At 68.7% G+C, this 23,425-nt stretch carries 17 protein-coding genes; 8 read left to right on the top strand and 9 right to left on the bottom strand.

The window, feature by feature from the left end; translation table 11 throughout:
• The first annotated feature begins 116 nt into the window (after positions 1-116).
• Positions 117-875, top strand: a complete 759-nt coding sequence (locus PL79_RS16180) for an SDR family oxidoreductase (protein WP_044847736.1) — start codon at positions 117-119, stop codon at positions 873-875.
• A 134-nt stretch (positions 876-1,009) separates the two neighbouring features.
• Entirely contained in the window at positions 1,010-2,314 is a 1,305-nt protein-coding gene (locus PL79_RS16175; protein ID WP_044847735.1) for an MFS transporter, read from the top strand.
• Positions 2,315-2,491: 177 nt separating this feature from the next.
• On the opposite strand, the gene PL79_RS16170 is transcribed toward PL79_RS16175, so the two are convergent.
• Genes PL79_RS16170 through hemC form a run of 3 tightly spaced genes read right to left on the bottom strand, consistent with a single transcriptional unit; the run spans position 2,492 to position 6,638 of the window.
• A complete protein-coding gene (locus tag PL79_RS16170) occupies positions 2,492-3,679 on the bottom strand; it encodes a heme biosynthesis protein HemY (protein WP_044847734.1) in 1,188 nt (395 codons plus the stop codon).
• Between the two features lie 2 nt (positions 3,680-3,681).
• Positions 3,682-5,652 (bottom strand): fused uroporphyrinogen-III synthase HemD/membrane protein HemX, encoded by a 1,971-nt coding sequence (gene hemDX, locus PL79_RS16165; RefSeq protein WP_044847733.1) that lies wholly within the window; start codon positions 5,650-5,652, stop codon positions 3,682-3,684.
• On the bottom strand, positions 5,652-6,638 hold the full coding sequence (gene hemC, locus PL79_RS16160; RefSeq protein WP_044847732.1) for a hydroxymethylbilane synthase: 987 nt from the start codon (positions 6,636-6,638) through the stop codon (positions 5,652-5,654). Before hemC ends, hemDX begins: the two co-directional genes overlap by 1 nt.
• Positions 6,639-6,855: 217 nt before the next feature.
• On the opposite strand from hemC, the gene ppc reads away from it, so the two are divergent.
• Positions 6,856-9,861, top strand: a complete 3,006-nt coding sequence (gene ppc, locus PL79_RS16155) for a phosphoenolpyruvate carboxylase (protein ID WP_044847731.1) — start codon at positions 6,856-6,858, stop codon at positions 9,859-9,861.
• Positions 9,862-10,006: 145 nt separating this feature from the next.
• Here ppc and PL79_RS16150 read toward each other — a convergent pair whose 3' ends face one another.
• A complete protein-coding gene (locus PL79_RS16150; RefSeq protein WP_044847730.1) occupies positions 10,007-10,759 on the bottom strand; it encodes a class I SAM-dependent methyltransferase in 753 nt (250 codons plus the stop codon).
• 162 nt (positions 10,760-10,921) lie between these two features.
• Here PL79_RS16150 and PL79_RS16145 point away from each other — a divergent pair, with 162 nt between their 5' ends.
• The 3 genes from PL79_RS16145 (at position 10,922) to PL79_RS16135 (ending at position 14,041) form a co-directional block, all read left to right on the top strand.
• Positions 10,922-11,731, top strand: coding sequence for a helix-turn-helix transcriptional regulator (locus tag PL79_RS16145; RefSeq protein WP_044847729.1), 810 nt, complete (start codon positions 10,922-10,924; stop codon positions 11,729-11,731).
• A gap of 106 nt (positions 11,732-11,837) precedes the next feature.
• Positions 11,838-13,247, top strand: coding sequence for an argininosuccinate lyase (gene argH / locus PL79_RS16140; protein WP_044847728.1), 1,410 nt, complete (start codon positions 11,838-11,840; stop codon positions 13,245-13,247).
• A gap of 110 nt (positions 13,248-13,357) precedes the next feature.
• On the top strand, positions 13,358-14,041 hold the full coding sequence (locus tag PL79_RS16135) for an HAD family hydrolase (protein WP_044847727.1): 684 nt from the start codon (positions 13,358-13,360) through the stop codon (positions 14,039-14,041).
• 87 nt (positions 14,042-14,128) lie between these two features.
• On the opposite strand, the gene PL79_RS16130 is transcribed toward PL79_RS16135, so the two are convergent.
• From PL79_RS16130 to apbC, 5 genes are all read right to left on the bottom strand, one after another.
• Entirely contained in the window at positions 14,129-14,971 is an 843-nt protein-coding gene (locus PL79_RS16130) for a lysozyme inhibitor LprI family protein (RefSeq protein WP_044847726.1), read from the bottom strand.
• Positions 14,971-17,250, bottom strand: a complete 2,280-nt coding sequence (locus tag PL79_RS16125) for an arginine/lysine/ornithine decarboxylase (protein ID WP_044847725.1) — start codon at positions 17,248-17,250, stop codon at positions 14,971-14,973. Before PL79_RS16125 ends, PL79_RS16130 begins: the two co-directional genes overlap by 1 nt.
• An 81-nt stretch (positions 17,251-17,331) precedes the next feature.
• A complete protein-coding gene (gene dcd / locus PL79_RS16120) occupies positions 17,332-17,901 on the bottom strand; it encodes a dCTP deaminase (RefSeq protein ID WP_006398615.1) in 570 nt (189 codons plus the stop codon).
• Positions 17,902-18,094: 193 nt separating this feature from the next.
• On the bottom strand, positions 18,095-18,631 hold the full coding sequence (gene sodC / locus PL79_RS16115) for a superoxide dismutase [Cu-Zn] (protein WP_044847724.1): 537 nt from the start codon (positions 18,629-18,631) through the stop codon (positions 18,095-18,097).
• 133 nt (positions 18,632-18,764) lie between these two features.
• Positions 18,765-19,856, bottom strand: coding sequence for an iron-sulfur cluster carrier protein ApbC (gene apbC / locus PL79_RS16110; RefSeq protein WP_044847723.1), 1,092 nt, complete (start codon positions 19,854-19,856; stop codon positions 18,765-18,767).
• Positions 19,857-20,208: 352 nt separating this feature from the next.
• Here apbC and PL79_RS16105 point away from each other — a divergent pair, with 352 nt between their 5' ends.
• On the top strand, positions 20,209-20,850 hold the full coding sequence (locus PL79_RS16105; protein WP_044847722.1) for an OmpA family protein: 642 nt from the start codon (positions 20,209-20,211) through the stop codon (positions 20,848-20,850).
• 376 nt (positions 20,851-21,226) lie between these two features.
• Entirely contained in the window at positions 21,227-23,389 is a 2,163-nt protein-coding gene (gene metG, locus PL79_RS16095; RefSeq protein WP_044847721.1) for a methionine--tRNA ligase, read from the top strand.
• Positions 23,390-23,425 lie beyond the last annotated feature (36 nt).

The following is a 23,425-nucleotide window of genomic DNA, read 5'->3' as shown; positions in this document are numbered from 1 at the left end:
TTTCACGACGCTGAAGACGATCGCGATCCGGCACGGCTGAACCTGACGAACGCGGCCGGCAACGGACCGGCCGTGTCCCGCAGCACCCTGCACGCATCCAGCACAGGAGACACACCATGCGGTTGAGCGGCAAGACGGCCCTCGTCACGGGCGGCGGTTCGGGCTTCGGCGAAGGCATCGCGAAGACCTATGCGCGCGAAGGCGCGAACGTCGTCGTCAACGACCTGAACGGTGCGGCGGCCGAGCGCGTCGCGAGCGAGATCGCGCTGGCGGGCGGCAAGGCGATCGCGGTCGCGGGCGACGTGTCGAAGGACGCCGACTGGCGCGCGCTGCTGCAGGCCGCGCTCGACGATTTCCATTCGGTGCAGATCGTCGTGAACAACGCCGGCACCACCCATCGCAACAAGCCGGTGCTCGACGTGACGGAAGCCGAGTTCGACCGCGTGTACGCCGTCAACATGAAGAGCCTGTTCTGGAGCGTGCAGACCTTCGTTCCGTATTTCCGCACGCAGGGCGGCGGCGTGTTCGTGAACGTCGCGTCGACGGCCGGCGTGCGGCCGCGCCCGGGCCTCGTCTGGTACAACAGCACGAAGGGCGCGATGATCACCGCGAGCAAGTCGCTCGCGGCCGAGCTCGGCGCCGACCGGATCCGCGTGAACTGCATCAACCCGGTGCTCGGCGAGACGGGCCTGATGACCGAGTTCATGGGCTGCGAGGACACGCCGGAGAATCGCCGCCGGTTCCTCGCGACGATTCCGCTCGGCCGCTTCTCGACGCCGCAGGACATCGCGAACGCGGCCCTGTACCTCGCATCCGACGAAGCCGAGTTCATCACCGGCGTCTGTCTCGAAGTCGACGGCGGGCGCTGCATCTAGCCGCACGGCCGTGATGGCGCCGCGCCGGCAGCGCCGGCCGGCGCCGCATCCACGCATCGTCATTGCTTCGCACGACACCGGATCGGGCGCCGCCGCGCCGGCTCCGGCCACCACAAGAAAGGACAGGAGACAACATGGCAACATCGACGCAGTCGCTGCCGGGCTCGTCCGGCGCATTCGAGGAAGCAACCTACCGCAAGGTGTCGTGGCGGCTCACGCCGCTCCTGCTGCTGTGCTACGTGGTCGCGTATCTCGACCGCGTGAACGTCGGCTTCGCGAAGCTGCAGATGGCGAGCGACCTGAATCTCAGCGATACCGTCTACGGGCTCGGCGCCGGGATCTTCTTCTTCGGCTACTTCCTGTTCGAAGTGCCGAGCAACATCATCCTGCACAAGGTCGGCGCGCGCGTCTGGATCGCGCGCATCATGGCGACGTGGGGCGTGATCTCGATCCTGACGATGTTCGTCACGACGCCCGCGATGTTCTACGTGATGCGCTTCCTGCTCGGCGTCGCCGAGGCCGGCTTCTTCCCCGGCGTGATCCTGTACCTCACCTACTGGTATCCCGCGCACCGACGCGGCCGGATGACGACATTCTTCATGACGGCAGTCGCCTTGTCCGGGGTGATCGGCGGGCCGATCTCCGGCTTCATCCTGAAGGCGTTCAACGGCGTGAGCGGCTGGCACGGCTGGCAGTGGCTGTTCCTGCTCGAAGGGATCCCGTCGGTGCTGGCCGGCGTGCTGGTGTTCTTCGCGCTCGACGACCGGATCGCGAAGGCCAAATGGCTCACCGACGACGAAAAGGCGCTGCTCACGCGCAACGTCGACGCGGAGGAAGCGACCAAGGAAGACCTGCCGCTCGGCGCGGTGATGGCGAGCCCGCGCGTGTGGCTGATGGCGCTCATCTACTTCTCGTTCGTGATGGGGCTGTACGGCGTCGGCTTCTGGCTGCCGACGATCATCAAGGCGACCGGCGTGACCGACACGTTCATGATCGGGCTGCTGTCGGCGGTTCCGTATGCGGCGGCGGTGGTCGCGATGATCCTGATCGCGCGCAGCGCGGACAAGCGCCGCGAACGACGCTGGCACCTCGCGATTCCGGCCGCATTCGGCGCGCTCGGGCTCGTGCTGTCGGTGATCTGGGCGCACCAGACGGCGCTCGCGATGCTCGGCCTCACGCTCGCGACGATGGGCATCCTGACGACGCTGCCGTTGTTCTGGAGCCTGCCGACCGCGTTCCTCGGCGGCGCGGCGGCCGCGGCGGGCATCGCGATGATCAACTCGATCGGCAACCTCGCGGGCTTCCTGAGCCCGTACATGATGGGCTGGCTCAAGCAGGCGACGGGCGCCAACGACGCGGGCATGTACATGCTCGCCGGGTTCCTCGTGCTTGGCGGGCTGCTCGCGCTGTCGGTGCCGAAGCGGCTCGTCGACAGGTGACGTGACGCGGCGCGCCGCGATGCGGTTCGTCGCGGGCGAAGACGACTTGCCGCGCCGGCTCCGCGCGTAGCGCGTCCGGTCCGGTCCGGTCCGGCGAGCCGGGAGCGCATAAGAAAAGCCCCGAAGGCCATCCGGCGTTCGGGGCTTTTTTACGCGCGGCGGGCGAGCGCCGCCGCGTCAGACCACGGTGATCGCGAGCGCGCTTTCGCGGTAGTGCTTCGCCGCCTTGTCGGTTTCGCCGAGGTGCTCGAACAGGCGGGCGAGCGCACGGTGCGCACGCACCTTCAGCGCCTCGTTGTCGGCCTGCTTCAGCGCGGCTTCGAGGAACGACTGCGCCTTGCCCCACAGCTGCTGCTGCTGGCAGAGACGGCCGAGCGCGAACAGCAGGTCGGCATCGTCCGGGTGATCCTTCTTCCAGCCTTCGGCCTTCTGGATCAGCGGCAGCGCATCGCCGCCGGCCGTGTCCGGATAGCGGCGCAGCAGGCGCGCATCCCAGTTGTGCGCGAGCGCGTCCTCGACGATGCGGCGCGCTTCGGTGCGGCGCTCGAGCGTCACCAGCAGCTCGGCCGCGAGATCGGCCAGGCGCGGCGACTGGCGCTCGAGCGGCGACAGCGACTGCCACACCTCGAGCAGCGCGTCCGGGTCGTGCCGGCGTTCGCGCAGCAGGTTCTCAGCCGCCTGCTGGCGCAGCCGCACGGCCGCGGCCGGATGCAGCGCCTCGCGTTTCTCGAGCGCCTTTGCGAGCTTCAGCACCTCGGCCCAGTTCTTCAACTGCTGCTGCGCGCGCAGCGCGACCTGCTGCGCATGGATGCGCTTGCCGCCCGCCTGCAGGTCGGCCAGCGCGGCGAGCGCGCCGTCGGCATCGCGCGCATCCGCGCGCATGTCGGCCGCGGCGAGCAGCCGTGCGTCCTGCCATTCCGGCGCGTCGACCTTCGACAGCCAGTCGTCGCGGCGCGTGTACTCGTGCATCCGGTGCGCGGCGGTGGCCCCGACGAGACTCGCGGCGCCCTGGTTCGCATCGACCGCGAGCGCGTCGCGCGCGGCCTTTTCGGCGCGCGAGAAGCGGCCCGCGTACAGGTTCGCGATCGCGTCGCGCAGCGACGCCTGCGCCTTCTCGTTGCGCGAACGCGCGCGATACGCGGCGACCCGCTGCGGCATGCGCCAGATGTTGCGCACGATGCGCAGCAGCGCGTACACGACGATGAACAGCACGACGATGGAGATCACGAACAGGTTCAGCGACACGTCGACCCGGTACGGCGGATAGACGAGCAGCACCTGCCCCGCGTCGAAATGGCCGACGGTGGCGAGTGCCGCGGCGATCGCGAACAGGATCGCGAGCCAGACGATTCCTCGAAGCGTCATCGTTACCCCCGGCTCTTGAACTGCTGAACGGCGTTCAGGCTCGTGTTCAGGTTCGGCACCGCAACCGTCAGCGATGCACCGTCGACCTGCTTGAGCAGATCCTCGACGGTCTGCGTGTCCTTCGATGCCTGGTCGAAATACTTGCCGAGCGACGCCTGCGCGGCGTGCAGGTCGGCCTTCATCGCGCCGTCGTTGCGCGCGAGCAGCGACAGCCGCGCGGTGAGCAGGCGCAGCTTCACGTTCTCGCGCACGAAGTAGCCCTGGTCGGGCGACGCGAGCATCGCGTCGGCATTGTCGATCCGGCGCACCTGCACGAGGCCCTTCAGCTGCTCGCCGAGCCCGGCCGAGAAGTCATGCCACCACACCTTCCAGCGCGGCGTGTCGGCTGCCACCGGCGACGCGGCCTCGGCCGGCGCGGCCTTCGGCGACGCGTGCGGAACCATCGCCTCGCCCGACAGCGGCAGCGCGTCGATCTTCGCGATCGCGTCGTCGAGCTTGATCGCGAGGCCCGTGAGGTCGGCCGACGGCGCGGCCTTCAGCTTCTCGATGTCCTGCGCGAGCGCCTTGCGCACCGTGACGGCCTGCGCGCTCTGCGACGTCGCGAGGCGCGCGTCGGCATTCTGCAGCGCGATCAGCGCGAGCTGCGTGTTGCCGGTGAGCTGCAGTTGCTGGCTCGCGCTCGACAGCATCTGGTCGACTTCCTCGAGCATCCACGCGTCGCGGTTGCGCGACAGGTCCTGGTATTGCTGCTGCAGCGCCTGCTGCGCGCTCTGCGCGTCGGCGAGCTTGCCGTCGAGCTGCGCGAGCTGCGTGTCGACCTGGTGCGTGCCCGCGAGCGCCTGCTCGGTCTTCATGCGGATCTCGGCCGTCTGCGCATCGAGCACCTTCTGGCGTGCGACGAACGAATCGTCGAGCCGGTCGACCTTGCGGTTCAGCGCATAGCCGCCAGCGCCCGCCGCGCAGCCGAGCACGACGACGACGAACCACAGCACCGCGCTGCCGCCGCGGCGCGCAGGCGGTTCGGACGCCATATAGGCGGGACGGGACGGCGGTGCGGAAGCAGCGGCCGGCTGGGAAGCGACGCTTTTGGAATCGTTGGTATCTGTCATGCGTTTAGTCACCGGTGCGGCTGTCGCCGGTTGGACGGCCTCGTCGGCCATCGTTCGAAACGCGCGGACGATGCGCTCATCGCCCGCGCCGGTCAGCGTAATCCTATCAAAACCCAGTGCGCGCGCGGTCTGCTCGATGCGCGGGTGCGGCGTCACGAGCGGCGCGTGCTTCAGCGCCTCGATCTCGGCGTCGTTCAGGTGCGTGCGCGCGAGTTCGTGCAGGTTGCGCACGCCCTCCGAGCTCGTGACGAGCCACCCGTGCGGCGCGCCGGCGAGCAGCGCATGCACGCGCTCCCACGCGCCGACGCGCGGCTCGGGCACGACGCGCCGGTACGCGGCCACCAGCGTGACGTCCGCGCCGGCTTCGCGCAGCCGCTCGGCGAGCCATTCGCGCCCGCCGTCGCCGCGCACGATCAGCACGCGCTTGCCCGCCAGCGCCTGCGCGCCGCCGAACGCGGCCTCGATGCTCGCGAACAGGCTTTCCGAATCGTAATGCGGGACGCCGCCGTCGGCGGGCGCCTGCGGCGCGATCACGCGATGCGCGGGCGCCGCGATGCCGTGGCGCTCGAGCGCCGCGACGCTGCCGGGCCCGACGACGCCGACCGGCAGCGCATTCGGCCAGATCGCGCCGTACTGCGCGAGTGCGCGGTCGATCGCGTTCGGCGATACGAAGATCACGAGCGCGTAGTCCGCGAGCGCCGCGAACGCGGCGTCGAGCGGCGCCGGATCGTCGACCGGCGCAATATCGATCAGCGGGAATTCGAGCACGTCGCAACCGGCCTCGGCCAGTTGGGCCGCCAGCGCGGCCGACTGGCCGTCGGGGCGCGTCAGGACGGCGGTGAACGCGCGCGCGCCGCCCGCCATCAGGCGTCGCCCTTGCCGGCCTGCGAGCCGGCGAGCAGTGCGTTGACGATGTCGAGCGCACCCTGCGCCTCGAGCTCGTCGGACACCGCGCGGCCGAGCGCGAGCGCATCGGCGACGGTCATCACCGCGCCGCACTCCTCGGCGGTCAGCACGCGCCGGCCGTCGGTCGTCGACACGCGGCCCGTCAGGTACAGCTCGCCCGCGCGCCACACCGCGTGCGCGGCAAGCGGCACCTCGCAGCTGCCGCCGAGCGCGCGCGACACCATCCGCTCGGCCTCGACCGCGAGCGCGGTCTGCGGGTCGTGCAGCGGCGCGAGCCATCCGGCGACGTCCGTGCGGTGCGCGGCGATTTCGATGCCGAGCGCGCCCTGGCCGGCGGCCGGCGGGCTGTCCTCGACGTCGATCAGCGCGCGGATCCGCGCTTCGAGGCCGAGACGCTTCAGGCCCGCGGCCGCGAGGATGATCGCCGCGTAATCGCCGCGATCGAGCTTCGACAGGCGCGTGTCGAGGTTGCCGCGCAGCGGCAGCACGTCGAGGTGCGGATAGCGCGCGCGCAGCATCGCCTCGCGGCGCAGGCTCGACGTGCCGACGACGGCGCCGGCCGGCAGCGCGTCGAGCGACGCGTAGTCGTTCGACACGAACGCGTCGCGCGGATCCTCGCGCTCCATGATCGCGGTCAGCGCGAAACCGTCGGGCAGCGCCATCGGCACGTCCTTCAGCGAATGCACGGCGAGGTCGGCACGGCCGTCGGCGAGCGCATTCTCCAGCTCCTTCACGAACAGGCCCTTGCCGCCGACCTTCGACAGCGTGCGATCGAGAATCTGATCGCCACGGGTCGTCATCCCGAGGATTTTCACGTCACAAGCTGGATATAATTTGCGCAGCGCATCACGCACATGTTCGGCTTGCCACATCGCGAGGCGGCTCTCGCGCGAAGCGATCGTCAGCGTCGCGGGAGCTTGTGCCGCAAGAGTCTCGGAATTCATTGCTGGAACATCGAAGGACGGGATTGAAGATCGAACAATGGTAGCACGCACGCCCCGGCCCGCCCGGGCCCGGAGCCTGCGCCCGCCGCGCTTCGGCGCGGGCGGCGACACCGATGCGCGGATGTGCCGCACGTAGCTGGTTGCTTGACCGCAGTTCCCGTAGTTTCCGCAGTCCCCGCAGTCCCTTTTGACTCGAGCTTTCCCAAGGAAACCCATCGTGAAGTCTTCCGGATCGGCGCGTACGGCGCGCCGCAATGCTGCCCTGCCCTCCTCCGATGCCCCGACGGGCACCATCGCCACCGCCGCGAACGGCCGTGCGAAAACGGCAACGAAACCGAAAGACCCGATACGTCAGACAAAACGCGCGATCAAATCCGCCGCCCCGGCCGCCCGCAAGGCCGGCGCGGCGAAGCCCGGCCCCCGCACGCGCGAGGACAAGGACGGTCCGCTGTTCGAGGACATCCGCTACCTCGGCCGCCTGCTCGGCGACGTGGTGCGTGAACAGGAAGGCGACACCGTGTTCGACGTCGTCGAGACCATTCGCCAGACGGCGGTGAAGTTTCGCCGCGAGGACGACAGCGAGGCCGCGCAAACGCTGGAGAAGAAGCTGCGCAAGCTGACGCCTGAGCAGACGGTGAGCGTCGTGCGCGCGTTCAGCTATTTCTCGCACCTCGCGAACATCGCGGAAGACCGCCACCACAACCGCCGCCGCCGCATCCACGCGCTGGCCGGCTCCGCGCCGCAGCCCGGCACCGTCGCATACGCGCTCGAGCAGCTGAAGACGACCGGCAACGCGTCGAAGCGCCTGCTGCAGCGCTTCTTCGACGATGCGCTGATCGTGCCGGTGCTGACCGCGCACCCGACCGAAGTGCAGCGCAAGAGCATCCTCGACGCGCAGCACGACATCGCGCGGCTGCTCGCCGAGCGCGACCAGGAGCTGACCGCGCGCGAGCGCCAGTACAACGAATCGATGCTGCGCGCGCGCGTGACCGCGCTGTGGCAGACCCGCATGCTGCGCGACGCGCGCCTGACGGTCGGCGACGAGATCGAGAACGCGCTGTCGTACTACCGCGCGACGTTCCTCGACGAACTGCCCGCGCTGTACGGCGACATCGAGGCCGCGCTCGCCGAGCACGGCCTGTCCGCGCGCGTGCCGGCGTTCTTCCAGATGGGCAGCTGGATCGGCGGCGATCGCGACGGCAACCCGAACGTGACCGCCCCGACCCTCGAAGAAGCGATCAACCGCCAATCCGCGGTGATCCTCGAACACTATCTGGAACAGGTGCACAAGCTCGGCGCCGAGCTGTCGGTATCGAACCTGCTGGTCGGCGCGAACGACGCGGTGAAGGCGCTCGCGGCCGCGTCGCCCGACCAGTCGCCGCATCGCGTCGACGAGCCGTATCGCCGTGCGCTGATCGGCATCTACACGCGGCTCGCCGCAAGCGCGCGCGTGCGGCTCGGCGAAGGCACGGTGCCGGTACGCAGCGCCGGCCGCGGTGCGCCGCCGGTGCGCGCGGTGCCGTACGCCGATTCCGAAGCCTTCGTCGCCGACCTGAAGGTGCTGACCGCCTCGCTCGACGAGCATCACGGCGCGTCGCTCGCCGCACCGCGCCTTGCGCCGCTCGTGCGCGCGGCCGAAGTGTTCGGCTTCCATCTCGCGAGCATCGACCTGCGCCAGAGCTCCGACATCCACGAAGCCGTGGTCGCCGAGCTGTTCGCGCGCGCCGGCGTCGAAGCCGACTACGCGGCGCTCGCCGAGGAAGACAAGCTGCGCGTGCTGCTGGCCGCGCTTGCCGATCCCCGCCCGCTGCGCTCGCAGTACCTCGAATACTCGGCGCTCGCGCAGAGCGAGCTCGGCGTGTTCGAGAAAGCCCGCGAGGTACGCGCGCAATTCGGCGCGCGTGCGGTGCGCAACTACATCATCTCGCACACGGAAACCGTCAGCGACCTCGTCGAGGTGCTGCTGCTGCAGAAGGAAACGGGCCTGCTCGAAGGCACGCTCGGCCACCATGCGAAGAACGGCCTGATGGTGATTCCGCTGTTCGAGACGATTCCCGACCTGCGCGATGCCGCGCGCATCATGCGCGAATACTTCGCACTGCCGGGCATCGACGCGCTGATCGCGCACCAGGGCGCCGAACAGGAAGTGATGCTCGGCTACTCGGACAGCAACAAGGACGGCGGCTTCCTGACGTCCAACTGGGAGCTGTATCGCGCGGAACTCGCGCTCGTCGACCTGTTCCGCGAACGCAAGATCACGCTGCGCCTGTTCCACGGCCGCGGCGGCACGGTCGGCCGCGGGGGCGGCCCGACCTACCAGGCGATCCTGTCGCAGCCGCCGGGCACCGTGAACGGCCAGATCCGCCTGACCGAACAGGGCGAGGTGATCGCGAGCAAGTTCGCGAACCCCGAGATCGGCCGGCGCAACCTCGAGACGGTGGTCGCCGCGACGCTCGAGGCGTCGCTGCTGCCGCAATCGAACGCGCCCGCGCAACTGCCCGCGTTCGAAGCCGCGATGCAGACGCTGTCCGACGCCGCGATGGCGTCGTATCGCGCGCTCGTCTATGAAACGCCCGGCTTCACCGACTACTTCTTCTCGTCGACGCCGATCACCGAGATCGCCGAGCTGAACATCGGCAGCCGCCCGGCCTCGCGCAAGCTGCAGGATCCGAAGAACCGCAGGATCGAGGATCTCCGCGCGATTCCGTGGGGCTTCTCGTGGGGCCAGTGCCGGCTGCTGCTGACGGGCTGGTACGGCTTCGGCAGCGCGGTGAGCGCGTATCTCGACGGCGCGCAGGACGCGGCCGAGCGCACGAAGCGCGTCGCGCTGCTCAGGAAGATGAACAAGACCTGGCCGTTCTTCGCGAACCTGCTGTCGAACATGGACATGGTGCTCGCGAAGACCGATCTCGCGGTCGCGTCGCGCTACGCGCAGCTGGTCGCCGACCGCAAGCTGCGCAAGCACGTGTTCGAGCGGATCGTCGCGGAATGGGAGCGCACATCGCAGGCGCTCGCGGAAATCACCGGGCACGAAGGCCGCCTCGCGACCAACCCGCTGCTCGCGCGCTCGATCAAGAACCGCTTCCCGTATCTCGATCCGCTGAACCACCTGCAGGTCGAGCTGATCAAGCGTCACCGCGCGGGCGACTCGAACGCGCGGCTGCGCCGCGGGATTCACCTGACCATCAACGGGATCGCGGCCGGCCTGCGCAACACGGGCTGATCCGAGCGCGGTGCGGGCCTGCCCCGCGCCGCGCCGTCATCGCGAAACGAAAGCCGCAAAACGAAAGCCGCGATACGCGACCGCGTATCGCGGCTTTTTTCATCGAACGGCGCGACGGCACCGGCCGCCGTGCCGTCCCTCGCGCTCATTGCGCGTCGATCAGCAACGCGTCGTGCTCGAACGAGCCGTCCGGCTGCACCGCGTAGTAGCCGTGCACCTCGTCGGGCGCATGCGCCCACAGCGCACGAATGCCCGCGACGCTGTCGGCCGGCGTGCGGATCCGCTCGACCCACGTAGCGAAATCGATCGGCAGGCGCCAGCGGCTCTGCACGTGCGCGTCGAACCCGGCGTCGCGGAACATCGCGAGCCATTCGTCGGCACGGTAGTCGCGCACGTGCGACGCATCGCGCAGCACTTCCGCGGCCTGCAGATACGTGTCGAGCAGCGGATGGTCGTTGCCCGCGATGTCGATCATCAGCACGCGGCCGCCGGGCTTCAGCACGCGGCGCACCTCGGCAAGCGCCGCGCGCACGTCGTGCCAGTGGTGCGCGCTCATCCGGCTGACCACCCAGTCGAAGGTGCCCGCGTCGAACGGCAGTTGCTCGGCGGGGCCCTGCTGCGTGCGGATGTTCGCGAGCCCGCGCGTGCGCGCGGCGGCATCGACGGTCGCGAGCATCGGCGCGGCGAGATCGTACGCGACCACGTCGCGCACGTGCGGAGCAACCGCGAAGCTCGCGTGGCCGGCGCCGCAGCCGAGATCGAGCACCGCGGCTTCGGGCGTCGCGCGCACGGCGTCGGCCAGCGCCTGCAGATCGGCACCCGTCGCGTGGACCGTGCTCGTCAGGTAGGCGGCGGCCGTCGTGCCGAATGCGTCGGCGACCTGGTCGTGGTGTTTCATCGTTCGCTCCTTCCTTGGGTGGGGTGCTCGCTGCCTGTCAGCGCGCGAATCGCTACAATAGGGCCGCGCCTGTACCAGTACAAGTTAAGCAGTTATTCTGGTATTTGTTACACCTGCCTGATCCTTGCCGCGCACTCAGCGCCCCTTTTCAGCCGTTTCCGCATGAACCAGCCGTCGTCCGCCCCCACCCCGCCCCTCGATGCGACGCCCGCCCGCGCGCTCGGCGAATTCATCCGCGCACACCGCGAGCGGCTGTCGCCGCAGGCCGTCGGCCTGCCGCCCGGCCCGCGCCGCCGCACGCCGGGGCTGCGGCGCGAGGAAGTCGCGCAGCTGTGCGGCGTCAGCCCGACCTGGTACACGTGGATCGAGCAGGGCCGCCCGGTGTCGGCATCGGCCGACGCGCTCGCGCGGATCGCCGTCGCGCTGCAATTGTCGAAGGCCGAACGCGCGTACCTGTTCGAACTGGCCGCACAGCGCGATCCGGCCGAGCCCGACGTCGCGGCCGGCGACTTGCCGCCGACGCTCGCCGCCACCGTCGCCGCGATCGCCACGCCGGCGTACGTGCTCGACCGGCAATGGAACGCGCTCGCATGGAACGCGCCGGCCGCCGCGCTGTTCACGGGCTGGCTCGACGACGAGCACGACCGCAACCTGCTGCGCTTCACGTTCATGGCGCCGGCCGCGCGCACGCTGATCGTCGACTGGGAAACCCGCGCGCGCCGGCTCGCGGCCGAATTCCGCGCCGACTCGATCCGCCACCTCGCCGATGCGCCGACCCGCGCGCTGATCGACGCGCTGATGGCCGGCAGCGATGCCTTCGCGCAGTACTGGGCGTCGCAGGACGTGTTCGAGCGCGAAGGCGGCCTGCGCGAATTCGACCATCCGGCCGACGGCCGCCTCGTGTACCAGCAGATCACGCTGAAACCCGCGCACCGCGAGGACCTGAAGCTGGTCGTGCTCGTGCGCGATTGAACGACCGGCCCACGCCCGCGAAGGCCGGCCGCCCGCCCCACGAATGCTAGAATTGCGGGATTCCCTCGGCGGCGCACGCCGCCCAACTCCCCTTCGAAGAATCGCCATGACGTCCCAACTGCACAAAAAGGGCGAGGCCTGGTCGGCCCGCTTCTCGGAACCGATGTCGGAGCTGGTCAAGCGCTACACGTCGTCGGTGTTTTTCGACAAGCGCCTCGCGCTCGTCGACATCGCCGGCTCGCTCGCGCACGCGAGCATGCTCGCGGCGCAGAAGATCATCAGCGCCGACGACCTCGCCGCGATCGAACGCGGGATGACGCAGATCAAGGGCGAGATCGAGCGCGGCGAATTCGAATGGCAGCTGGATCTCGAGGACGTCCACCTGAACATCGAGGCGCGCCTCACCGCGCTGATCGGCGACGCCGGCAAGCGCCTGCACACGGGCCGCTCGCGCAACGACCAGGTCGCGACCGACATCCGTCTGTGGCTGCGCGGCGAGATCGACCGCATCGGCGGCCTCCTGAACGACCTGCGTGGCGCGCTGATCGACCTCGCGGAGCAGAACGCGGACACGATCATGCCGGGCTTCACGCACCTGCAGGTCGCGCAACCGGTCACGTTCGGCCACCACCTGCTCGCGTACGTCGAGATGTTCACGCGCGACGCCGAGCGCATGCGCGACTGCCGCACCCGCGTGAACCGCCTGCCGCTCGGCGCGGCCGCGCTCGCCGGCACCAGCTATCCGATCGACCGTCACGCAGTCGCGAAGACGCTCGGCTTCGACGGCATCTGCGCGAACTCGCTCGACGCGGTGTCGGATCGCGACTTCGCGATCGAATTCACGGCGGCATCCGCGCTCGTGATGACGCACGTGTCGCGCTTCTCCGAGGAACTCGTGCTGTGGATGAGCCCGCGCGTCGGCTTCATCGACATCGCCGACCGCTTCTGCACCGGCAGCTCGATCATGCCGCAGAAGAAGAACCCGGACGTGCCCGAGCTCGCGCGCGGCAAGACCGGCCGCGTGAACGGCCACCTGATGGCGCTCCTCACGCTGATGAAGGGCCAGCCGCTCGCGTACAACAAGGACAACCAGGAAGACAAGGAACCGCTGTTCGACACGGTCGACACCGTCGCCGACACGCTGCGGATCTTCGCCGAGATGGTCGCGGGCATCACCGTGAAGCCGGACGCGATGCGCGCGGCCGCGCTGCAGGGCTTCTCCACCGCCACCGACCTCGCCGACTACCTCGTGAAGCGCGGCCTGCCGTTCCGCGATGCGCACGAAGCCGTCGCGCACGCGGTGAAGATCTGCGACGACCGCGGGATCGACCTCGCCGACCTGACGCTCGACGAAATGAAGCAGGAACTGCCGAACGTCGCGCACCTGATCGGCGACGACGTGTTCGGCTACCTGACGCTCGAAGGGTCGGTCGCGAGCCGCAACCACCCGGGCGGCACGGCCCCCGATCAGGTGCGTGCGGCGGTCAAGGCCGCGCGCGCCGCGCTCGGCAAGTAAGCCTGCCGTCGCGGACGGACGCCTTCGGCGTCCGTTCTTCATTCGGGCGGCCGTCGCGCCGCCCGACGCCTTCCCCGCCGTTCCGTTTTCCCGCTTTCCGGACACCGCCGATGACCTTCTCCGCCGCGCTCTTCGACATGGACGGCCTGCTCGTCGATTCCGAGCGGACCATCATGAACACGTGGATCGACGTGTCGAACGCGCATGGCGTCGTGCTGACCGAGATCGACTACCTGCAGATCGTCGGCCGCTCGTTCGCCGAAGGCCAGGTGATTCTCGCGCGGCTGATCGGCCACGCCGACACGTTCGACGCCGTGCGCATCCGCGTGCGCGAGCAACTCGCCGCGCCCGAACCCCATCCGAAGTTTCCGCTGAAGTCCGGCGCGCTGGCGTTGCTCGAGACGCTCGCGCAGGCCGGCATTCCGTGCGCGGTCGCGTCGTCGTCCGCGCGCGACGTGATTCGTGCGCGGCTCGACGCGGTCGGCGTGCTGCCGTTCTTCCGCGCGATCGCGGGTGGCGACGAAGTCGCGCGCGGCAAGCCCGACCCGGCCGTGTACCGGCTCGCGGCCGAACGCCTCGGCGTGCCGGCGCACGCGTGCGTCGCGTTCGAGGACAGCGATTTCGGCGCGCAATCGGCCGCCGGCGCCGGTGCGTCGGTCGTCACCGTGCCCGACCTGAAGGCGCCGACGCCCGAGATCGTCGCGCTGAGCCTGCACGTGCTCGCGTCGCTCGACGATGCAGTCGCGCTCGTGCCGTCGTGGTTCGGCCGTCTGGACACGCAGCAGCCCGCGTAAGCGCCACGCGGCGCGCCACATGCAAACGGGCACCCGCGGGTGCCCGTTTTGCGTTGCCGCGCCGGATGACCGGCATCGCGGCGATCCTCAGTCGTTGCCGGCCGTCTCCGACAGACGCTTCATCGTCGCGATGCGCGCGCCGATCAAGTCGACGCGGCCGTCCTCGCCGACGAGCGGCGCAGTCGAATCGCGGAACGCTTCCCACGCGCGTTGCGCGCGCACGAGCGTCGCGGCCGAATGCGCGGGCATCTTGCGACGCAGCTTCTGGTAATAGCGGTTCAAGTCGAACAGCGCGTGCTCGCATGCGGCATCCTGCACGCACGGCCGCACGCGGCGGATCGCCGGATCGCGCGGCGCGTTCGCCGGCTTGCCGCCGGCTGCCGCGGCGGCGCTTGGCGCCGCGACCGCACCGCCGCGGGTGCCGCCCTGCGCACCGCTCGTGGCCGCCACCGGCACGGCGGCAGGCGGCGGTGCATAACGGTCGGCCGCCGCGCGCAGCGCCAACGCGCGATCGCGCACCGGCTGCAGCTGCATGTCGGCGCTCGACATCGCGTACGACGTGCCGCGCGTCGTGTCGTACACGGCCTTCAGCAGATGAATTTCATCCTTGCGCCACGTGACCCAGCGGCGCTGGCTGTCCTGCCAGCCGCGCTTCGCGTCGGCCGGCGCGTCGTTCGACAGGCGCTGGTACGCGCCGTCCATCACCGCCTGCCACTGCTGCTGCGCTTCGCCCATGCACTGGATCTGGCCGGCCGTCGACGACCGGTCGCGCCGCGCGAGACACTGCCGCATCGCGACGTCGATCGGGTCGGCCGCCGCCACTTCCGCATGCGCGACGGTCAGCCCAGCCGGCCCTGCCGACCAGCTCGCCCAGGCGACGAGCGCGGCCAGCGCCGCGCGCATCGTCCGGATTCGTCCCTGCGTCGCCATCAGTCGCGCACGCAGTCGACGAAGTACTCGACGCGCCCGTTCACCTCTTCCGCGACGAGGCCGTGGATGTCGGTGTGGAAGCCCGGGAAGCGTTCGTTGAAGTCGCGCGCGAACCGCAGGTAGTTCACGATCGTCTTGTTGAAGCGCTCGCCCGGGATCAGGAGCGGAATGCCCGGCGGGTACGGCGTCAGCAGGATGCTCGTCACGCGGCCCTCGAGCTCGTCGAGCGGCACGCGGTCGATCTTGCGGTGCGCGAGCTTCGCGAACGCGTCCGACGGCTTCATCGCCGGCTCCATGTCCGACAGGTACATCTCCGTCGTCAGGCGCGCGATGTCGTTCGCACGGTACACGTCGTGGATCTGCGTGCACAGGTCGCGCAGGCCGACGCGCTCGTAGCGCGGATGCTGCGCGACGAATTCCGGCAGCACGCGCCACAGCGGCTGGTTGTTGTCGTAGTCGTCCTTGAACTGCTGCAGCTCGGTCACCATCGAGTTCCAGCGGCCCTTCGTGATGCCGATCGTGAACATGATGAAGAACGAGTACAGGCCCGTCTTCTCGACGATGATGCCGTGCTCGGCCAGGTACTTCGTGACGATCGCGGCCGGGATGCCCGTCTCGCCGAACTCGCCGTCGACGTCGAGCCCCGGCGTGATGATCGTCGCCTTGATCGGGTCGAGCATGTTGAAGCCTTCCGCCAGCGGGCCGAAGCCGTGCCAGTGGTCGTTCGGCTTCAGCATCCAGTCGTCGCGCGAGCCGATGCCTTCTTCCGACAGGTCGTCCGGACCCCACACGCTGAAGAACCAGTCGTCGCCGTATTCGGCGTCGACCTTGCGCATCGCGCGGCGGAAGTCGATCGCCTCGGCGATCGACTCCTCGACGAGCGCGGTGCCGCCCGGCGGCTCCATCATCGCGGCCGCGACGTCGCACGACGCGATGATCGCGTACTGCGGGCTCGTCGACGTGTGCATCAGGTACGCCTCGTTGAAGCGGTGCTTGTCGAACGTGCGGTTCTCGGAATCCTGCACGACGATCTGCGACGCCTGCGAGATGCCGGCGAGCAGCTTGTGCGTCGAGTGCGTCGCGAACACGAGCGCGCCCGTGCGCGGGCGGCCGTCGCCGATCGCGTGCATGTCGCGGTAGAAGTCGTGGAACGTCGCGTGCGGCAGCCACGCTTCGTCGAAGTGCAGCGTGTCGAGCAGGTCGCCGAGCAGGTCCTTGATCATCTCGACGTTGTAGACGACACCGTCGTACGTGCTCTGCGTGATCGTCAGGATGCGCGGCTTCATGTCCGGGTTCTGGCGCATCGCCTCGCGCGCGAACGGGTTCGCCTCGATCTTCCGGCGGATGTTCTCCGGCTTGAATTCGTCGCGCGGGATCGGCCCGATGATGCCGAAGTGGTTGCGCGTCGGCGTGAGGAACACGGGGATCGCGCCCGTCATCGTGATCGCGTGCAGGATCGACTTGTGGCAGTTGCGGTCGACCAGCACGATGTCGCCGGGTGCGACCGTCGCGTGCCAGACGATCTTGTTCGACGTCGACGTGCCGTTGGTCACGAAGAACAGGTGGTCCGCGCTGAAGATGCGCGCCGCATTGCGCTCGGACGCCGCGACCGGGCCCGTGTGATCGAGCAGCTGGCCGAGTTCGTCGACCGCGTTGCAGACGTCGGCGCGCAGCATGTTCTCGCCGAAGAACTGGTGGAACATCTGGCCGAGCGGGTTCTTCAGGAACGCGACGCCGCCCGAGTGGCCCGGGCAGTGCCACGAGTACGAGCCTTCGTCCGCGTACTTCACCAGTTCCTTGAAGAACGGCGGCGCGAGCGAGTCGAGATAGACCTTCGCCTCGCGGATGATGTGGCGCGCGACGAACTCCGGCGTGTCCTCGAACATGTGGATGAAGCCGTGCAGTTCGCGCAGGATGTCGTTCGGCAGATGCCGCGACGTGCGCGTCTCGCCGTACAGGAAGATCGGGATGTCCGCGTTGCGGCGGCGCACTTCGGTGACGAACGCGCGCAGCTCGATGATCGCGGTCGCGAGCTCGGGCAGTTCGCCGTCCGGGCCCGTTTCGCCGAGCATGAGTTCGTCGTCGTCGATCGACAGGATGAAGCACGACGCGCGGCTCGATTGCTGCGCGAACGACGTCAGATCGCCGTAGCTCGTGAGGCCGAGGACTTCGACGCCCTCCTTCTCGATCGCTTCGGCCAACGCCCGGATGCCGGAGCCCGAGATGTTCTCGGAGCGGAAATCTTCGTCGATGATGACGACGGGGAAACGAAACTTCATGGGCGATTCTCCAAAAAGAACGACCGCGGCGCGTCACGCGCAGCGGTCACCCGGAAACTGGTGAGACGTTATGCAACCAGATCAGGTTTTCGGCAGCGTGACACCGCGCTGACCCTGATACTTGCCGCCGCGATCGGCGTACGACACGTCGCACACTTCGTCGCTTTCGAAGAACAGCACCTGCGCGACACCTTCGTTCGCGTAGATCTTCGCGGGCAGCGGCGTGGTATTCGAGAATTCCAGCGTGACGTAGCCTTCCCACTCGGGTTCGAACGGCGTCACGTTGACGATGATCCCGCAGCGCGCGTAGGTCGACTTGCCGAGGCAGACGGTGAGCACGGTGCGCGGGATGCGGAAATATTCGACGGTGCGGGCCAGCGCGAACGAGTTCGGCGGGATGATGCACACGTCGCCCTTGAAATCGACAAACGAACCCTCGTCGAAGTTCTTCGGATCGACGATCGTCGAGTTGATGTTCGTGAAGATCTTGAATTCGTCCGCGCAGCGGATGTCGTAGCCGTAGCTCGACGTGCCGTAGCTGACGATCCGGCGGCCGTCCTCGGACGCGCGGACCTGATCGGGCACGAACGGCTCGATCATCTTGTGTTCTTCGGCCATGCGCCGAATCCACTTGTCGGACTTGATGCTCATGCCAGCCTCCGCCGGGCCGTCCCAAGAAGGCTGGCCGTCCCCGCGGGGGACAGCGAACGAAGTGAGCGTTGGGGTCGTTTCATATCGGGGCGCCAGGAAACGCTGCGTGACAGTCAGGAAGGGCCGCTCGCGACGCGGCGACCCGGAAAGGCGCACATTTTACGCGATCATCGGCTCGCGTACGCGGCGGCCGTCAACGGATCACGCCACAGGCGAGCGCGGGCCCCGCGCCATGCTGCGGAAACGCCGGATCGCTCGGGTCGCGGTGCACCAGCGCCGCGCGGTTCAGCGCGGAGCGCACGCCGTCGAGGGCCAGATCGGGCGCGACGATGAAACCGGCGGCGACGCCGTTCGCATCCGCATGGATGTTGCCGAGATCGCCGGCGACGCGCGCGCCCGCACGCAGCCGGTCGGCGGCCGGCGCGAACACCTGGCCGGCGCTCGAGCCGTCGCCCGCGTTGCAGTCGCCGCGCTCGTGCACCTGCAGCGCGTGATCGCTGTTCGGCGGCAGGCCGGCCAGGTTGTACGTGACCTGGACGCCGTCCGGGCGTTCGACGAACGTCACCGCGCCGCGCGCCTGCGAGCCGACGGTCGGCTGCAACTGCGCATCGGCACGCTTTTCGTGCGACGAGGAAAAAGAGGTACAGCCGGCCAGCAGGCCCAGCGCGGCGGCGGCCAGCAGCGCGCGCCGCGCGCGGCCGGCGCGCACGCCGTGATGTCGTTGGTTCATTCGATCCTCATGCCGGCTGGCGGCCGTTCGACACGGCGGCCATGCCGGGCGGGTAAAGGGACCCGGGAAAAGTCGCCATGATACCGCGCCTCGCGGCGCCGTAAACAGCGTGAGGCCCCGCCCCGCAAGGGTTTTACGTATTTTGAACAACGATCGACGGGAACTTCGACGTCATGTCGCGTGCGCGCTCGGCGATCGCCAGCGCGACCCCGCGCGCGATGTCGCGATAGCGCCGCGCCAGCGCGCCGTCCGGTTCGGCCGCGACCGTCGGCGTGCCGCTGTCGGCGCGCTCGCGGATCGCGATGTCGAGCGGCAGGCTGCCGAGCACGGTCACGCCGTAGTCCTGCGCCATCCGCTCGGCACCGCCCGCGCCGAAGATGTGCTCTTCGTGGCCGCAGTTCGAGCACACGTGGATGCTCATGTTCTCGACGATACCGAGGATCGGAATCCCGACCTTCTCGAACATCTTCAGGCCCTTCTTCGCGTCGAGCAGCGCGATGTCCTGCGGGGTCGTCACGATCACGGCGCCGGTCACCGGCACGCGCTGCGCGAGCGTGAGCTGGATGTCGCCCGTGCCCGGCGGCATGTCGACGATCAGGTAGTCGAGCTCGCGCCAGTTGGTCTGTCGCAGCAGCTGCTCGAGCGCCGACGTCGCCATCGGGCCGCGCCACACCATCGGGTTGTCTTCCTCGATCAGGAAACCGATCGAGTTCGCCTGCAGCCCGTGGCCGACCAGCGGGTTCATCGACTGGTTGTCGGGCGACTCGGGCCGCTGGCCGTGAATGCCGAGCATGGTCGGCAGCGACGGACCGTAGATGTCGGCGTCGAGAATGCCGACCGACGCGCCTTCCGCGGCGAGCGCGAGCGCGAGGTTGACGGCCGTCGTGCTCTTGCCGACGCCGCCCTTGCCCGACGCGACCGCGACGATGTTCTTCACGTTCGGCAGCAGCTTCACGCCGCGCTGCACCGTGTGCGCGACGATCTCCTGCGACACGGCGACGCGTGCGTCGCGCACGCCCGGCACGGCCTTCAGCGCAGCGGCGATGCGCGCGCGCACGTCGTCGTGCTGGCTGCGCGCGGGATAGCCGAGCACCACGTCGACCGCCACGGCGTCGCCGTCGATCGCGACGTTGCGCACGCCCTTGTTCGCCGCGTAAGGACGGCCCGTATTGGGGTCGACGACAGCCGCCAATGCGGCGTCGACTTGTGCCCGGTCAATGCTCATCGAAACTCCGTGAAAACGTTTTTCTCTCGCGCAAACGTCAAGAAATATCAAATAACGCTGCGAAAATCGGGAAAAGTGAAAGAATCTGTTGCACGCCATTGCGCGAACGCGCGCGGCGGAGCAATCTTCGCGTGCGGCATGCTATGGGGCCAAATCGGCCACGAACCGCCTATATTGTAGAGGCTGACGCATCACCCTGTCCGGAACAGCCACGCTGGCGAACAGGGCATGCAGCCGCCTCGGCGGCTGCCGCGGGCACGGGCCTGCCCACCTTTTTCGGGCGTCCGTGCCGGGAGCCATAACTGTTGTTTGTCGTCGTTGTCGACTCGTTCAACCAAGAGAGGAATTCAAGATGAACATGAAAATCGCGACTCGCCTGTCCGTCTTCGCCTTGGCCGGCGCACTGCTGGCAGGCTGCGCCACGCAGCAAGGCAACAACACGGCCGTCGGGACCGGCACGGGCGCAGCGCTCGGCGCAGGCATCGGCGCGCTGGCCGGCGGCGGCAAGGGCGCGGCGATCGGCGCGGGCGTCGGCGCACTGGTCGGCGGCGTGACGGGTTACAACTGGCAGGCGATCAAGAACAAGCTCGCGCCGTCGGCAGCCAAGACGGGCACGCAGGTGACCGAGCAGCCGGACGGCTCGCTGAAGCTGAACGTGCCGAGTTCGGTGACGTTCGCGACCAACCAGTACGCGATCACGCCGGCCTTCACGCCGCTGCTGAACGACCTGGCGACGACGCTGAACCAGAACCCGCAAGTGACGGCATCGGTCGTCGGCTACACGGACAGCACGGGTTCGCAGCAGCTGAACCAGACGCTGTCGCAGAACCGCGCGCAGAGCGTCGTCAACGCGCTGGTGCAGCGTGGCGTCGCCGGCGGCCGCCTGGCGGCACAGGGCATGGGCCCGTCGAACCCGATCGCGGACAACGCGACCGAAGCCGGCCGCGCACAAAACCGCCGCGTCGAGATCTACCTGCGCGCAGCCCAGCAGTAAGCATCGTCGCGAGAGGAAACGGGGTCGCGCGCCGGGCGCGCGGCCCCGCCGCACAAGGCTTCCCGCGGGCTCCGTAACAAATCGAAAAAAATTTCGAACTTCTGTCGCGACCCGCGGTCTGTCTTTACGGTACGCGGCTGGCGCTGCCGGCGCGTCACCATTCTCCTCTTGTCGTTGTTGCTCCGGGGCCGAATTCGCCCCGGTTTTTTTTGCCCGGAATTCGCCTGCTGCATCGCAGCATCGCACCGCCTGGCACGCCGCCGCCGCGGCCCCGCCCCTTCCGGCGCCCGATCCACGGCGCCCGCGCCGGCTGACCTGCCCGCGCCCCTGATAGAATCGCAGTTTCCGTCGTTTCCGCCGTTCTTCTACAGACCCTATGTCCGCATCCGACCTCACTTCCGTGCAGGCTGCGGCGCCGCAAGGCAGCCGCCAGATCCTCGTTACGTCCGCACTGCCCTATGCCAACGGCCAGATCCACATCGGCCACCTGGTCGAGTACATCCAGACCGACATCTGGGTGCGGACGCTGCGAATGCACGGTCACGAGGTCTACTACATCGGCGCCGACGACACGCACGGCACGCCGGTCATGCTGCGCGCGGAGAAGGAAGGCCTGACGCCGAAGCAGCTGATCGAGCGCGTGTGGACCGAGCACAAGCGCGACTTCGACAGCTTCGGCGTGTCGTTCGACAACTTCTACTCGACCGACTCGGACGAGAACCGCGTGCTGAGCGAGAAGATCTACCTCGCGCTGAAGGAAAACGACCTGATCGCCGAGCGCGAGATCGAACAGGCGTACGACCCGGTCAAGGAAATGTTCCTGCCGGACCGCTTCATCAAGGGCGAATGCCCGAAGTGCCACGCGAAGGACCAGTACGGCGACAACTGCGAAGTGTGCGGTTCGACCTACCTGCCGACCGAACTGCTGAACCCGTACTCGGTCGTGTCCGGTGCGACGCCGGTGCGCAAGACCTCGACGCACTACTTCTTCCGCCTGTCGGACCCGCGCTGCGAGTCGTTCCTGCGCGAATGGGTCAGCGGCCTCGCACAGCCCGAAGCGACCAACAAGATGCGCGAATGGCTCGGCGACGCCGGCGAGGCCAGGCTCGCCGACTGGGACATCTCGCGCGACGCGCCGTACTTCGGCTTCGAGATCCCGGGCGCGCCCGGCAAGTACTTCTACGTGTGGCTCGACGCGCCGGTCGGCTACTACGCGAGCTTCAAGAACCTGTGCGACCGCAACGGCATCGACTTCGATGCGTGGATCCGCCCGGGCACGAAGGCCGAGCAGTACCACTTCATCGGCAAGGACATCCTGTATTTCCACACGCTGTTCTGGCCGGCGATGCTCGAGTTCTCGGGCCACCGCACGCCGACCAACGTGTTCGCGCACGGCTTCCTGACGGTCGACGGCGCGAAGATGTCGAAGTCGCGCGGCACGTTCATCACCGCGCAGAGCTACATCGACACGGGCCTGAACCCGGAATGGCTGCGCTACTACTTCGCCGCGAAGCTGAACGCGACGATGGAAGACATCGACCTGAACCTCGACGATTTCCAGGCGCGCGTGAACAGCGACCTCGTCGGCAAGTACGTGAACATCGCGAGCCGCGCGGCCGGCTTCCTGCTCAAGCGTTTCGACGGCCGCGTGCAGGACAGCGCGATGAACCATCCGCTCGTCGCGACGCTGCGCGATGCGATTCCGGCGATCGCCGCGCACTACGAAGCGCGCGAATACAGCCGCGCGCTGCGCCAGACGATGGAGCTCGCGGACGAAGTGAACGCGTACGTCGACGGCGCGAAGCCGTGGGAACTCGCGAAGGATCCGGCCAACGCGGTCGCACTGCACGAAACCTGCAGCGTGAGCCTCGAGGCGTTCCGCCTGCTGTCGCTCGCGCTGAAGCCGGTGATGCCGCGCGTGGCCGAAGCCGTCGAGGCGTTCTTCGGAATCGCGCCGCTCACGTGGGCCGACGCCGCGAAGCCGCTGTCGTCCGCGCAGCCGATCAAGGCGTACCAGCACCTGATGACGCGGGTCGATCCGAAGCAGATCGACGCGCTGCTCGCCGCGAACCGCGATTCGCTGCAGGCCGAGGCCGCCGGCGCCGCTGCCGCGGGGGCAACCGCCGCCAACGCCGCGAAGGACGCGAAAAACGCGAAGGCGAACGCGAAGGTCGCTGCGGCGAACGGCGCCGACGACGGTCCGATCTCGATCGACGATTTCGCGAAGATCGACCTGCGCATCGCGAAGATCGTCGCGTGTCAGGCCGTCGAGGGCTCCGACAAGCTGCTGCAGCTCACGCTCGATGTCGGCGAGGAAAAGACCCGCAACGTGTTCTCGGGCATCAAGTCCGCGTACCAGCCCGAGCAGCTCGTCGGCAAGCTGACGGTGATGGTCGCGAACCTCGCGCCGCGCAAGATGAAGTTCGGGCTGTCCGAAGGGATGGTGCTCGCCGCGTCGGCGGCCGACGAGAAGGCCGAGCCGGGCCTCTACATCCTCGAGCCGCACAGCGGCGCGAAGCCCGGCATGCGCGTGAAGTAAGCCGCACGCGCCGCTGCTTGCACACGAAGCCCCGCA

The organism is Burkholderia sp. USMB20 (assembly GCF_000949135.2).
Classification (GTDB): domain Bacteria; phylum Pseudomonadota; class Gammaproteobacteria; order Burkholderiales; family Burkholderiaceae; genus Burkholderia.
This window is presented reverse-complemented; position numbering and strand designations above follow the sequence as displayed.